General features: G+C 72.9%; 10 protein-coding genes. 6 read left to right on the top strand and 4 right to left on the bottom strand.

Annotated features, from left to right (window positions below; all coding sequences use genetic code 11):
• The first annotated feature begins 75 nt into the window (after positions 1-75).
• Complete coding sequence (locus CTZ28_RS23165) at positions 76-825, top strand: SLATT domain-containing protein (RefSeq protein ID WP_121891594.1); 750 nt, start codon at positions 76-78, stop codon at positions 823-825.
• A gap of 28 nt (positions 826-853) precedes the next feature.
• Here the strand turns inward: CTZ28_RS23165 and CTZ28_RS23160 are convergent, their stop codons facing one another.
• Together CTZ28_RS23160 and CTZ28_RS23155 are read right to left on the bottom strand one after the other, a co-directional pair.
• Complete coding sequence (locus CTZ28_RS23160; RefSeq protein ID WP_121891593.1) at positions 854-2,383, bottom strand: substrate-binding domain-containing protein; 1,530 nt, start codon at positions 2,381-2,383, stop codon at positions 854-856.
• A gap of 171 nt (positions 2,384-2,554) precedes the next feature.
• Positions 2,555-4,603, bottom strand: coding sequence for a serine/threonine-protein kinase (locus CTZ28_RS23155; RefSeq protein WP_121891592.1), 2,049 nt, complete (start codon positions 4,601-4,603; stop codon positions 2,555-2,557).
• Positions 4,604-4,865: 262 nt separating this feature from the next.
• Here CTZ28_RS23155 and CTZ28_RS23150 point away from each other — a divergent pair, with 262 nt between their 5' ends.
• The 4 genes from CTZ28_RS23150 to CTZ28_RS23135 all read left to right on the top strand — a co-directional run bounded on the left by CTZ28_RS23150 (position 4,866) and on the right by CTZ28_RS23135 (position 10,178).
• A complete protein-coding gene (locus CTZ28_RS23150; protein ID WP_121891591.1) occupies positions 4,866-6,221 on the top strand; it encodes an aspartate aminotransferase family protein in 1,356 nt (451 codons plus the stop codon).
• A gap of 110 nt (positions 6,222-6,331) precedes the next feature.
• Entirely contained in the window at positions 6,332-7,024 is a 693-nt protein-coding gene (locus tag CTZ28_RS23145; RefSeq protein WP_121891590.1) for a GntR family transcriptional regulator, read from the top strand.
• Positions 7,021-9,447, top strand: a complete 2,427-nt coding sequence (locus CTZ28_RS23140; protein WP_121891589.1) for a dolichyl-phosphate beta-glucosyltransferase — start codon at positions 7,021-7,023, stop codon at positions 9,445-9,447. The genes CTZ28_RS23145 and CTZ28_RS23140 overlap by 4 nt, the downstream gene beginning before the upstream one ends.
• Before the next feature lie 80 nt (positions 9,448-9,527).
• On the top strand, positions 9,528-10,178 hold the full coding sequence (locus tag CTZ28_RS23135) for a hypothetical protein (protein WP_121891588.1): 651 nt from the start codon (positions 9,528-9,530) through the stop codon (positions 10,176-10,178).
• 273 nt (positions 10,179-10,451) lie between these two features.
• On the opposite strand, the gene CTZ28_RS23130 is transcribed toward CTZ28_RS23135, so the two are convergent.
• Both CTZ28_RS23130 and CTZ28_RS23125 read right to left on the bottom strand, forming a co-directional pair.
• Entirely contained in the window at positions 10,452-10,823 is a 372-nt protein-coding gene (locus CTZ28_RS23130) for an effector-associated constant component EACC1 (protein WP_121891587.1), read from the bottom strand.
• A gap of 119 nt (positions 10,824-10,942) precedes the next feature.
• On the bottom strand, positions 10,943-12,226 hold the full coding sequence (locus tag CTZ28_RS23125) for an adenylosuccinate synthase (protein WP_121891586.1): 1,284 nt from the start codon (positions 12,224-12,226) through the stop codon (positions 10,943-10,945).
• Between the two features lie 197 nt (positions 12,227-12,423).
• Between CTZ28_RS23125 and CTZ28_RS23120 the strand changes: the two genes are divergently transcribed.
• A complete protein-coding gene (locus CTZ28_RS23120) occupies positions 12,424-13,287 on the top strand; it encodes a diacylglycerol kinase family protein (RefSeq protein ID WP_121891585.1) in 864 nt (287 codons plus the stop codon).
• The last annotated feature ends 43 nt before the right edge of the window (positions 13,288-13,330 follow it).

Raw genomic sequence — 13,330 nt, 5'->3', positions numbered from 1 at the left:
CATCAGCATCCGATGTCACACGACAGCATCCGATGTCACACGACGTGACCGATCGTGATCAGTAGGGAGTGCCGGGTGGGTCAGCCGGAGATGCAGCCCGAGGGTCCGCCTCAGGACGGGCGGGGCGAGGGCGCGGCCGGGCTGCGGCCGGGCGACCTGACCGGCCGGGCCTTTCCGCTCGGGGACTGGGGGGAGCCGGCCGAGCGGCTCGACGAGCTGTACGGGTGGGTGGAGCGCAGGGCGCTGGAGACGGCGGCGTGGTATCTCGCGGACCGGGTGTGGAAGCGGCGGGCCGCGTGGGGGCTGCGGACGGGGGCGGCGGCGGGCGCTGTGTGCGGGGCCGCGCTGCCCCTGGTGGATCTGACCGGGGCGGTCACCGGGACGGCGCCCTGGGGGTATCTGGCCCTGATGCTCGCGGTGTCCTGCCTGGGGGTCGACCGGTTCTTCGGGGTGACGTCCGGGTGGATGCGGGACGTGGCGACCGCGCAGGCCGTGCAGCGGCGGCTGCAGGCACTGCAGTTCGACTGGGCGTCGGAGAATGTGCGCGAGGTGCTGGGACCGGCGGAGGGGACGGCGGGGGAGGCCGCCGACCGGTGCCTCGGGGTGCTGCGGCGCTTCTCGGAGGACGTGACCGAGCTGGTACGGGCGGAGACGGCGGACTGGATGGTGGAGTTCCGCACCGGAACGGCACCCCTCGGCGTGCAGACGGCCCTGGCCACGGGCCCGCGCCCCGACGCCCCCGGCACCCCGGGCCGCCTCCCCGCCCCGCCGGGCACCCCCGCCCGCCCCAACATGCCCCGCCAACGCCCACCGGAACCCCGCTGAGCACCCACAGCCCTTGTGGCCGAAGGCGTCACGCGCAGAGTTTCATGCTCCCTGGGGTCCCGCACGGGATATTGCCGTGGGTGCGGACGACCTCCTGGCCGCTTCCGCGGGAGAGGTAGTTCAGGAAGCTGGACACCAGGGAGTCGGCGGGCGGCTGGCCGTAGGTGTACGCGTACTCGATCTCGCGGTACGGGTACGGACTTCCACCGTGTTCGATGTCGTCCACCGACGGGGCGTCGTCGTCGAGGCTCAGGACGTGGAGTCCCTTCGCGGAGTCCGCGCGGTTCAGCTCGCTGTAGCCGATGGCGCCCGGCAGCTTCGCCACCTGCTTCAGCACCTGGTCCGTGGAGTCGAACTCACAGCGCGGCACCGTCGCCGTCGGGTCGTCCATGGTGACGCAGTCGACGGAGGTGTTGGCCATCTCGCCCCGCTCGAGCACCCGCCGCTGGAAGACCTGCCGCGTACCGGAGTTGGCGTCCCGGCTGACGAGGCGGACCTTGAGGTCCGGACCGTCCAACTGCTTCCAGTTGGTGATCTCGCCGCGGTACAGCCGCCGCACCTGGGCCGTGGTGAGGTTCTTCAGGCCCACCTTGTCGTTCACCACCAGGGCGAAGACCAACACCGCGATCCGGTTCTCGCGCAGTTCGGCCATGTCGTTCGGCTTGGGGCCGTCGGAGAGCGCGATGATCGGGGGCGAGCCCTTCTTCTGCCACTCGGCCCCGGCGTCGTCCAGTTGACGGATGCCCGCGGTGGATCCGTTCGGGTCCACCTCGATCGTCGAGTCCGCGCAGTCCGTCTCGTACTTCTCCGCCACATCCCGCAGCACGGGCTCGAACGCCGTGGAGCCGACGACGGTCAGCGTGCCCTTGGCGCAGCCCATCGGCGGGGGCGTGTCGTCCCGGGCCACGATGAGGGTGGCGAGGGTGACGACGCAGACGGTGAGCACGATGGTGATGAGCCGGGAGGCCCGGCTGAACAGCGGCGGCTTGTCGTCCGGTGTGGCGGAGCGGTTGGGGTGGACCTCGCCCTCCCGGATGCCGCCCGTGATCCGTATCGGCCGCCCGACGTCGCCGCCGGCCAGCAGCACCAGCAGCTTGAAGTGGTCCCCCCTGTTGAGCGGGACGCGCGGGATGCGCAGGCTGTTGCCGGAGTAGGAGAAGCCCCGGTTCGAGGTGAAGTGGTCCATCAGGTGGTCGGTGTCGGTCGGCTGGGTGACCGACACGCCCCGCACCGTGCGGTCGGTGAACACCGCGGTCAGACCGTGCTGTTCGGGCCCCGTGTAGTCGTCCCGGTCGATGCCCTGCGAGCCGTCGTTCTCCACGCGCAGCAGCACGAGCGTCGCGTCCGCCATGCCCGGCGCCTCGTCGAACAGGCCCAGCCGCCGGTTGAGGCGGCCCGAACGCGCGTCGTCCCCGATGGCGTTGTCCATCTGGACGCGGTAGCCGATCCGCTTGCGGCGCGGCACCCGGCGCTCGTACCAGACCATGCCCGCCGACGCGATGATGCCCAGCAGTGCCGTACCGACGGCTACGACGTTCTCCGTACTCAACCACTCCATGTGGGTGCCCCCGCCACTCCCCGGAGTCAAAGTGGGGTCACCGTACGCGCCCAGGAGGGGCCATTCCGGTCGCGTACGCAGAAGTTCTCCGGACGTTCAACCACTCGGCAGACAACGGGAGTTCGGCACACGGGCCCCCGGGCACCCACCGCCCCGCAGGCCCGCGGCGCCTCACCGCCGGGCGTACGTCAGGCTCTCCCCGCCGCCCTGCTGCGTGCGCCGCAGCCGTCCGTCCGGCAACAGCGTGACCTCGGTGGCCGCACCGGGGCTGCACGACGAGGGCGGCTCGCCGGAGGTCACGGTGGACGGGCCGATCCGCAACGGGCCGTCGCCGCCCGGCTGTTCGGCCAGCTTCGCCTCGAACACGCAGTGGTAGGTGCCGCCGCCCTCGGTCGGCCCGTCGGCGACCAGCGTCAGGACGGTGTCGCCCACCTTCCCCTGTTCGACGGTGAGTTCGCGGGTGTTGCGGCCGACGGCGTTCTCGATGGACGTCTGCCACGTCCCCAGGTACGCGGCCGGGACCACCCCGTCCGCGGGCGCCGACGAGGTCGGCGCCGAGGCCGTCGGGGATGACGTCTCGCCGGTGGGCGCGCCGCCGGTCGGCGGGGCGGAGGTGGCGGGCCCGGGGCCGCCCTTGCCGTCGGTGGTGCCGTCCCCGTTCATCAGCGCGTACACCGAGCCGCCCGCGGCGAGCGCGACGACCAGCGCGATCACGACGAGCAGCGCCGTGGACCGGCCGCTGCGGCGCTCGGGCTCCTGCGCGGCACCGGGCCCGTAGGGGTCCGGGCCGGCCGGCGGCCCGTACGGCGCGGTGGAGCCGAGGCCGCCGCCGTACGACTGGTGCGGGTAGCCGTAGCCGACCGGCTGGGGGTGCTGCTGCGGGTGGCCGTACGGGCCGGGAGCGCCCGGCACGCCGTACCCGGGGGCGCCGTACCCGCCGGGCGGGCCGTACGCGGGGTGGGCCGGGGGCGCGCCGGGCGGGGGCGTGTGGCCTGCGACCGCCGTCGGGAGGTGGCCGGCCGGCGGGCCACCGGCCGGGCTCCCCGGCGCGGGCGGCGCGGCGTCGTCCGTGGCGGGGGCGTGCTCCGGGGAGGCGCCGGGAGCGGGCACACCCAAAACGCCCGGAACGGGAGCGGCCGGTTCCGGAGCGGGCGGTACCCGGTCCTGCACCGCCGTACCGCCGTCCCGGACGGACGCACCGCCGCTTCCCGCCGGATGTCCGCCGGGCACCCCCGAGGGATCCGCGCCCGGCGCCCCCGCCGCACTCGCCTGATCCGCGCCCGCCGGGCCGGTCGCGGCCTCCGGGTCCTCCACGTCGAGCAACCGCACCGCGTGCCGGCCGAGTTGCGCCACCAGGGCGGCGGGCAGCCACGGGTCCCGCGACCGGCCGTCCGACACCGTGTCCTCCGCGCCGGTGCGCTCCAGGATCCGGTCCAGCGTGGGCCGCGCGGCCGGGTCCTTGCGCAGGCAGTCACGGACGAGGTCGGCGAGGCCCTCGGGGACGCCCGCGAGGTCGGGTTCCTCCTGGGCGATGCGGAACATCAGGGCGTGCACCCCGCTGTTGGCGCCGCCGAAGGGAAGCGCGCCGGTCGCCGCGTAGGCGAGCACGGAACCGAGGCAGAACACGTCGCAGGCGGGCGTGATCCGGTTGCCGCGCACCTGCTCGGGCGCCATGAAGCCGGGCGAACCGACCAGCGAGCCGGTGCGGGTGAGCCCGTCCCCGGCCGGCGTCTCCAGCGCCCGCGCGATCCCGAAGTCGATGACCCGCGGCCCGTCGATGGTCACGAGCACGTTGGACGGCTTGAGGTCGCGGTGGACGATCCCGGCGGCATGGATGTCCTGGAGGGCGTGCGCGAGTCCGGCGGCGAGGATCCGCACCGAGCGCTCGGGCAGCGCCCCGTGGTCGCGCCCGACGACCTGCTGCAGGCTGGGCCCGGCGACGTACCCGGTGGCCACCCACGGCACCGCGGCCTCGGTGTCCGCGTCCAGGACCGGCGCCGTCCAGTGCCCGCCGACCCGGTGGGCGGCCCGCACCTCCTGCCGGAACCGGGCCCGGAACTCCTCCTGCGCGGCGAGTTCCTCGCGCACCAGTTTCACCGCGACGGTACGGCCGCGGTCCGACCGGGCCAGGTACACCTGCCCCATCCCGCCCGCGCCCAGCCGCGCCAGCAGCCGGTACGCCCCGATCCCGCGCGGATCCCCAGGTCCCAGCTTCTCCACGGAACCGCCGCCTTCCCCCGTACGTCAGCCTCGGACCGAGAATAGTGCGGCCCTGAAGGGAGTCGCCCGGGGCGGTGCGCGCGGTTCCGGGCTGCCCTGTTCGGGCGACACCGGGCCCGGCACCGGGCATGATCCCGGGCGCCACCGGGCCGCCACCGGCCGCCACCGGCCGCCACCGTCGACAACCTGTCGCAAAAACCCTCCGACCACGGCACAGGACGCCGATGTCCGGTCCGCGTCCCGGACATCTACGCTCGCGAGCATGACCCCTCAGCCCAACCCCGACGCCGGCGCCGCCGTGAAGGCCGCGGACCGCGCGCATGTGTTCCACTCCTGGTCCGCTCAGGAACTCATCGACCCGCTCGCCGTGGCCGGCGCGGAAGGGTCGTACTTCTGGGACTACGACGGCACGCGGTACCTGGACTTCACCAGCGGGCTCGTCTTCACCAACATCGGCTACCAGCACCCGAAGGTGGTCGCCGCGATCCAGGAGCAGGCCGGGACCCTGACCACGTTCGCGCCCGCGTTCGCGATCGAGGCCCGCTCCGAGGCGGCCCGGCTGATCGCCGAGCGGACGCCCGGCGACCTCGACAAGATCTTCTTCACCAACGGCGGCGCGGACGCGATCGAGCACGCCGTCCGCATGGCCCGGCTGCACACGGGCCGCCCGAAGGTGCTGTCGGCGTACCGCTCCTACCACGGCGGCACCCAGCAGGCGATCAACGTCACCGGCGACCCGCGCCGCTGGCCCTCCGACAGCGGCACCGCCGGGGTCGTCCACTTCTGGACGCCGTTCCTCTACCGCTCCCGCTTCTACGCCGAGACCGAGGAGCAGGAGTGCGCCCGGGCGCTGGAGCACCTGGAGACCACGATCGCCTTCGAGGGGCCGGGCACGATCGCCGCGATCGTGCTGGAGACGATCCCGGGCACGGCGGGCATCATGGTGCCGCCGCCGGGCTACCTCGCGGGCGTGCGGGAACTGTGCGACAAGTACGGGATCGTCTTCGTCCTGGACGAGGTCATGGCCGGGTTCGGACGGACCGGCGAATGGTTCGCGGCCGACCTGTTCGGCGTCGTGCCGGACCTGATGACCTTCGCGAAGGGCGTGAACTCCGGATATGTGCCGCTCGGCGGCGTGGCCGTCTCCGGGAGGATCGCCGAGACCTTCGGCAAGCGCCCCTACCCGGGCGGACTGACGTACTCCGGCCATCCGCTGGCCTGCGCCGCCGCCGTCGCCACCATCAACGTGATGGAGGAGGAGGGCATCGTCGCCAACGCGAAGCGGCTCGGCGCGGCCGTGGTGGAGCCGGGGCTGCGCGAGCTGGCCGCCCGGCACCCCAGCGTCGGCGAGGTGCGCGGCGTCGGCATGTTCTGGGCCCTTGACCTGGTGAAGGACCGGGAGACCCGGGAGCCGCTGGTGCCGTACAACGCGGCGGGCGAGGCGAACGCGCCGATGGCCGCGTTCGGCGCCGCCGCCAGGCAGCACGGCCTGTGGCCGTTCATCAACATGAACCGCAGCCATGTCGTACCGCCCTGCAATGTCTCCGAGGCCGAGCTGAAGGAGGGTCTCGCGGCCCTGGACGCGGCCCTGAGCGTGGCCGACACCTACACGGAGTGAGCGACCGGGCAGCACCGATTCTCACCGGGTGCAAGCCGAACGCGTAAGGTGGCGTGCTCGTAGACATAAGCGAGTACGTCACCCGCACGTGTGAGGAGAAGCCGCCGACCATGCCCGGGAACGGCGCCGTGACGCGCAGCACCCTGCGCCAGCAGATCGCGGACGCGCTCCGCGACGAGGTGCTCGCCGGCCGGCTCCAGCCGGGGCGGGAGTTCACGGTGAAGGAGATCGCCGAGCAGTACGGCGTGTCGGCGACCCCGGTCCGGGAGGCGCTGGTCGACCTGTCCGCGCAGGGCATCCTGGAGGCCGACCAGCACCGCGGCTTCCGCGTCCCCGAGTACTCGCTGACCGACTACCGGGGCATGGTCGAGGCCCGCAGCCTGGTCACCGACGGCATGTTCCAGGCCCTCGCCGAGGGCCACGGCGCCTTCCAGGACCCGGCCGACCCGCGGACCGCGGCGGCCCTCACCACGGTCCGGCGGCGCGGCGAGGAGGCCCAGCGCGCGGCGGGCGCCGGCGAACTGACCATACTCATCGGCTACGACCTGCGCTTCTGGCGCGAGCTGAGCGCCCTGTTCGGCAACCCCTATCTCGCCGACTTCCTGCACCGGCTGCGCCTGTTGTCCTGGGTGTGCGCGGTGCAGCATCTGCGCCGGCTGCCGGATCTGCGCGGCCTGCTGTGGTCCGGCCACACCGAACTGGTCGACGCGCTGGCCCGCCGGGACGCCACTGCGGCCCGCGCGGTCGTCACCGCGTACGACACGCACTCCCTCGCCCTGATCGAGCGGCTGGCGGCCCGGTGAGCGGCCTCACCGAGGCGGTCGACCTCACCGTGGTCGTGCCCGCCTACAACGAGGAGGCGCGCCTCGGCCCCACACTCACGGCCGTCACCGGCTACCTGGGCGAGAACGCGGGCCGCTGGGGCGAGTGGGAGGTCGTCGTCGCCGACGACGGGTCGACCGACGGCACCCGGGACGTCGTCACCCGGCTCGGGCATCCGCGGGTCCGGCTGGTCACCGCCCCGCGCAACCGCGGCAAGGGCCACGCCCTGCGGCTCGGGGTCGCCGACTCGCGCGGGCGGCGGGTGCTCGTCACCGACGCCGATCTGGCCGCCCCCATCGAGGAGCTGGAGCGGCTGGACAAGGCGCTCAGCGAGGGGAACGCGGTGGCGATCGGTTCGCGGTCCGTGCCGGGCGCGGACATCGCCCACCGGCAGCACCGGGTCCGCGAATGGCTCGGCCGCGCCGGGAACCTGCTGATACGCGCGACCGCGGTGCCCGGCATCCGGGACACCCAGTGCGGTTTCAAACTGTTCGACGGCGACCGGGCGCGCACCGCGTTCGCGGCGTCCCGGCTCGACGGCTGGGGCATCGACGTGGAGGTGCTCCAGCGCTTCCACCGCTCGGGCTGGCCGATCGCCGAGGTCCCGGTGCGCTGGAGCCACCAGCCCGGCTCGAAGATCGGCCCGCTCGACTACGCGCGCGTGCTGGCCGATCTGGCCCGGCTGCGGACCCGCGCGCTGCGCCCCGCCGACCTGCTGGCGACGGTCCTGTTCCTGCTGATGGCGGTCCTGCTCTACTCGGGCCGCCTCGTCGACCCGGCCCACCGCTACCTCCCTGACTCGTTGCAGGACCAGAACCAGTGGGAGTGGTTCTTCGCGGTGACGGCCGACAACGTCGCCCATCTGCGCAACCCGCTCTTCACCGACCTGCAGGGCTTCCCCGACGGCGTCAATCTGATGGCCAACACGGTCATGCTGGGCCTGTCCGTACCGTTCGCGCCGCTCACCCTGCTGGCCGGGCCGGCGGTCTCGCTGAGCGTGTGCATGGCGCTGGGGCTGGCCGCCACCGCGGCCGCCTGGTACTGGCTGATCCTGAAACGGGTGGTGCGGCAGCGGGCCGCCGCGTTACTCGGCGCCTCCCTGGCCGCGTTCGCCCCGCCGATGGTCAGCCACGCCAACGCGCACCCCAACTTCGTGGTCCTGTTCATGATCCCGCTGATCGTCGACCGCGCCCTGCGGCTGTGCGCGGGCACCCGGGTGGTGCGGGACGGGATCGTGCTGGGCCTGATGGCGACGTACCAGATCTTCCTCGGCGAGGAGCCGCTGCTGCTCGCCGCGATCGGCATGCTGCTGTTCGCCGCCGGCTACGGGGTGGTCCGCCGGGACGTGGCGCGGCAGGTCTGGCGGCCCCTGGCCAGGGGCCTGCTGATCGGCGCGGCGGTCTGTCTGCCGCTGGTCGCCTTCCCGCTGTACTGGCAGTTCGCGGGCCCGCAGAGCTACAAGAGCGTCCTGCACGGCGACAACGCGGGCAACAGTCCCCTCTCGCTGATCACGTTCGCCGAGCGCTCGCTGCTCGCCGGCGACGCGCAGATCGCGGGTGCCCTCTCGCTCAACCCCACGGAGCAGAACGCGTTCTACGGCTGGCCGCTGGTCACCGTCGCCTTCGCGATCGTCGTACGGCTGTGGGAGCGGGCCCTGGTCAAGGCGCTGGCGTTCACGGCGGTGGCCGCCGCGCTGCTGTCGCTCGGACCGAAGATCCGCGTCCCGCTCACCGACACCGTCTTCCCCGGCCCGTGGGCGGCGCTCGCCCATCTGCCGCTGTTCGAGTCGGTCATCGAGGGCCGGGTGGCGATGATCTGCGCGCCCGCGCTCGGCATGCTGCTCGCGATCGCCGTGGACCGGCTGGCCGCGACGCGCGACGCGGCGACCCAGTACGTCGGGCTGCTCGGCGTCGCCCTGGCGCTGCTCCCGCTGGTTCCGGCGCCGCTGAAGTCCGTGGAGCGGGCCCCGGTGCCGGCGTTCATCGCGGACGGCGGCTGGAAGCCGTACGTCCACCGGGGTGAGTCGCTCGTCCCCGTGCCGCTGCCCGACCCCGGCGCCGCGGAGGCGCTGCACTGGCAGACCGCGGCCGGCCTCGGCTTCAGGCTGCCCGGCGGCTACTTCAACGGCCCCTACGGCGAGGACCGCATCGGCATCTACGGCGCCTCCCCCCGCTACACCTCCAACATGCTGCGCGAGGTGCGCTACACCGGTGTGGTCCCGGAGATCGGCGAGAACTGGCGGGCGCAGGCCCGGCGGGACTTCGCGTACTGGAAGGCGGGCGCCCTGGTGGTCGCCCCGCAGGCCAACGACGGTCCGCTGCGCGAGGCCGTGACGAAGCTGACCGACAGGCCGGGCACGTGGACCGGCGGGGTGTGGGTATGGGACCTGCACAAGGGGAGCTGACCCCGCGCCGCACCGACTACCCTTCCCTGACCACCTGCTGTGCGCGCGAGCGCGCCGCGTGCCGATGCGAGGAGCCCTCTTTGGCCTGTGACCTGTGGCTGGTACCGCTTGTCGACGTGTTGTGCCACACCCCCGACAACCCGTTCGCCGAGGAACTCGCGCAATACAACAAGCTGCTCGCCGAGTCCGGGCTGCCGCCGGTGCCGGTGTACCAGTACATGCCGGGCCTGTCCGGAGAGGTCGCCCCGGTGGCCGGTTTCGACTACGACGCGCTGCATTTCCTGCGCCGGGCCTATCTGCTCCAGGTGTGCGGGCTGCCGGTGACGCCGGTGGACGAACTGGGCGGGGACTACGAGCAGTTGCTGGAGATGTTCGAGTCGACGGCCCAGCAGTCGCATCTGGTCTGGCACTACGACCACGCCGGCGCCTATGTCCCGGTCGACTTCCCGCAGCCCCTGTCCAGCGACGAACTGCTGGCGGGCGGCGGTCCGTTGGGCTCCTCGCAGGCGCTGCTGCGGGAGCTGGAGCAGGTGGCCCCGGCGATCGGCATCGACCCGGCCAACCCGCCGGCCGCCCCCGAACCGCCGAGCGGGCCCACGGAGTTGGAGGAGCCGGCCGTACCGGCGCCGTACGACCCGAGCCCGTTCGCCCGCGAACGGCACGTCTGGCTCGGCCTGCACGCCGCGGCCACCCGGAGCCTGGCCCAGGGCTCAATGATCGTCTTCAGCTGAGCCCGCGCCTCCGGCAACAGCCTGACAAGGCATCAGCCGCGGGCGAGCCGATCACCGGGGTGGCTCCCGGCGCCAGGCCCGGCCTCCACCACAGCGGCACGGACAGTCACCCGGCTCCATCACTGCTGAAGGGCCTCGGCGACCCGTTGGGCCAGTTCGGCGGCACCCTGCGCCGTCACAGCGGAGACGACGACCTGGGCACCAGTCGCCAGGGCGGCTTCCAGCACCGACCACCACCGCCCAGCAGCCGGCACGGACAGTCACCCGGCTCCATCACTGCTGAAGGGCCTCGGCGACCCGTTGGGCCAGTTCGGTGGCGCCCTGTGCCGTCAGTGCGCGGACCTGCTCGGCGGAGACGACGACCTGGGTGCCGGTCGGCTGGTGGATGGTGACGGTCTGATTGCCCCGGCGGTTCTGCAGCCAGACCACGACCGCCGCTCCGACGGCCGCCGTCGGCCCGTCCGGGGCCAGGACCAGCGTCAGCACCTCGCTCGACGCCCCCATGGCCCCCGCCGGGGCGTCGAGGGGGGACTCCCGCCGGACCAGACCGCGCAGCTCGGGGTCCTGACGCAGCCAGCCGTACAGATCGTCCGAGGCGCCCGCGCGGTCGCCGGTCTCCATGTGAACGGCCAGTGTGATGCGCACCTTGCTCCTTCTGGAGGACACCCGTACCCATGCGCAACTGTCGCTATGAAACTAACATCCCCAACTACCCTTGCGAACCGGGCAGTTGGGGATGTCGGCGGCATCAGGCGCCGCACCTGTCAGAGGAACGAGTTGATCTCGATCGTCTCGTCCCGGCCCGGACCGACCCCGATCGCGGAGATCGGGGCGCCGGACATCTCCTCCAGCGCCTTGACGTAGTTCTGCGCGTTCTTCGGCAGATCCGAGAAGGACTTGGCCTTGGTGATGTCCTCGGACCAGCCCGGCAGCGTCTCGTAGACCGGCTTGGCGTGGTGGAAGTCCGTCTGGGAGTACGGGAGTTCCTCGACCCGGCGGCCGTCGATCTCGTAGGCGACGCAGACCGGGATCTGCTCCCAGCCGGTGAGCACGTCCAGCTTGGTGAGGAAGAAGTCGGTCAGGCCGTTGACCCGGGTCGCGTACCGCGCGATCACCGCGTCGAACCAGCCGCAGCGCCGGTCCCGGCCGGTGGTGACGCCCCGCTCGCCGCCGATCCGGCGCAGCGCCTCGCCGTCCTCGTCGAACAGCTCGGTCGGGAAGGGCCCGGCCCCGACGCGGGTCGTGTACGCCTTCAGGATGCCGATGACCCGGCTGATCTTCGTCGGCCCGACGCCGGAGCCCGTGCAGGCTCCGCCCGCGGTGGGGTTGCTGGAGGTGACGAACGGATACGTGCCGTGGTCGATGTCCAGCAGCGTGCCCTGCCCGCCCTCGAAGAGGACGACCTTGTCCTGCTCCAGCGCCTCGTTGAGGACCAGCACCGTGTCCGCGACGTACGGCGCGAGCTGCCCCGCGTAGCCCAGCAGCTCCTCGACCACCTGGTCGGCGGCGATGGCGCGCCGGTTGTAGAGCTTGGTCAGCATCTGGTTCTTGACGTCGAGCGCCGCCTCGACCTTCTGCTGCAGGATCGACTCGTCGTACAGGTCCTGGACCCGGATGCCGACGCGGTTGATCTTGTCGGCGTAGGTGGGGCCGATACCGCGTCCCGTCGTGCCGATCTTCCGCTTCCCGAGGAAGCGTTCCGTCACCTTGTCGACCGTGACGTTGTACGGCGTGATGATGTGCGCGTTACCGCTGATCAGGAGCTTGGAGGTGTCGACACCGCGCTCGTTCAGACCGCTCAGCTCGGCAAGCAGGACCGACGGATCGACGACGACGCCGTTGCCGATGACCGGCGTACAACCGGGCGAGAGGATTCCGGAGGGGAGCAGATGGAGGGCATACTTCTGGTCACCGACGACCACCGTGTGGCCGGCGTTGTTGCCGCCCTGGTACCGGACGACGTAATCCACCGAGCCACCGAGCAGGTCGGTGGCCTTCCCCTTGCCCTCGTCACCCCACTGAGCACCGAGCAGCACAAGTGCGGGCACGCGCGTACACCCCTTCCGGGCGGGGCATGTCCAAGGTCAGGGGCGTACGCGTAGGGTTCACCGCCACGTACCACCGCGACCGCCGTTGGCCGCACAACCGTCGGACCGGATGCCCCGGAATAGACGAAGCCCCTGGCGCAATAGCGCAAGGGGCTCTTGCACAAAGATGCTACCCGAGGAAGCGAGGCAGGACCGAGGTGGCGACTTTCGCGACGCCCGATCAGCTGCTGGTGATCATCGATCCGGTCGCCCGGCGGACCGACGGCGAGTCCGTTCGCATCGTGAAAGACGTGCTCAGCGCGGGCGCGACCACCAAGGTGTGCCTGCCGGACGGTCCCGAGGAGTTCGCCCGGGCGCTGGCGCGCCGAGGGTCGCGGCGGCCGGTGGTGGTCGGCGACGACCGCGTGCTGATACGGACCGTGTCCCTGCTGCACCGGCAGCGCGAGCTGGCCGGATGCGTGCTGTCCATGGTGCCGGTCGGGGGTGCGCTGGCCCTGGCGGAGACGCTCGGGGTGCCGACGGGAGCGGTGGCGGCCGCCCGGGCCGTGCTCGACGGGACCGGGCGCCGCCTGGACCTGCTGGTGGACGACAGCGACGGGGTGGTGCTGGGCGCGCTGCGGATCCCGCCGCTCGTGCCGCGCGAGGACCGGCCGGCCGAGCCGGTGGGCGCCACCGCCGTCTCCGGGCGGCCGTGGCTGCGCTCGACCTACCGGTCGCTGGTACGGACCCTGGCGCCCCGGCCGGCCCGGCTCGCCCCGGCCCCGCCCGGCCCCGCGCGGCTGCGGGTGGAGGTCGACGGGGCGACGCTCATCGACCTGGACCAGCCGGTGGAGGCGGTGTCGGTGACGCCGGGCACCGCCGGGCGGGCCGAGGTCGAGGTGCGGCCGGTGTCGGTGGGCGCGGAGGCGTCCCCGCTGCGGGTGTCGGGGCACACGGTGACCGTGACCGGAACGGACTTCCGCTACCGCACGGACGCGGGGGTCACGGGCCCGGTCCGCCGCCGCACCTGGACCCTCCAGCAGCAGGCCTGGACGCTGACCCTCCCACCCGTACTGCCGTAGCCCCCGGATCGCCGCGGATCGAGCGAGGTCCGCTGTGGTCCGG

This window comes from Streptomyces shenzhenensis, from assembly GCF_003688995.1.
Lineage (GTDB): Bacteria > Actinomycetota > Actinomycetes > Streptomycetales > Streptomycetaceae > Streptomyces > Streptomyces shenzhenensis_A.
The sequence above is the reverse complement of the archived record's forward strand: the minus strand, read 5'-3'. Positions and strand labels throughout refer to the sequence as shown.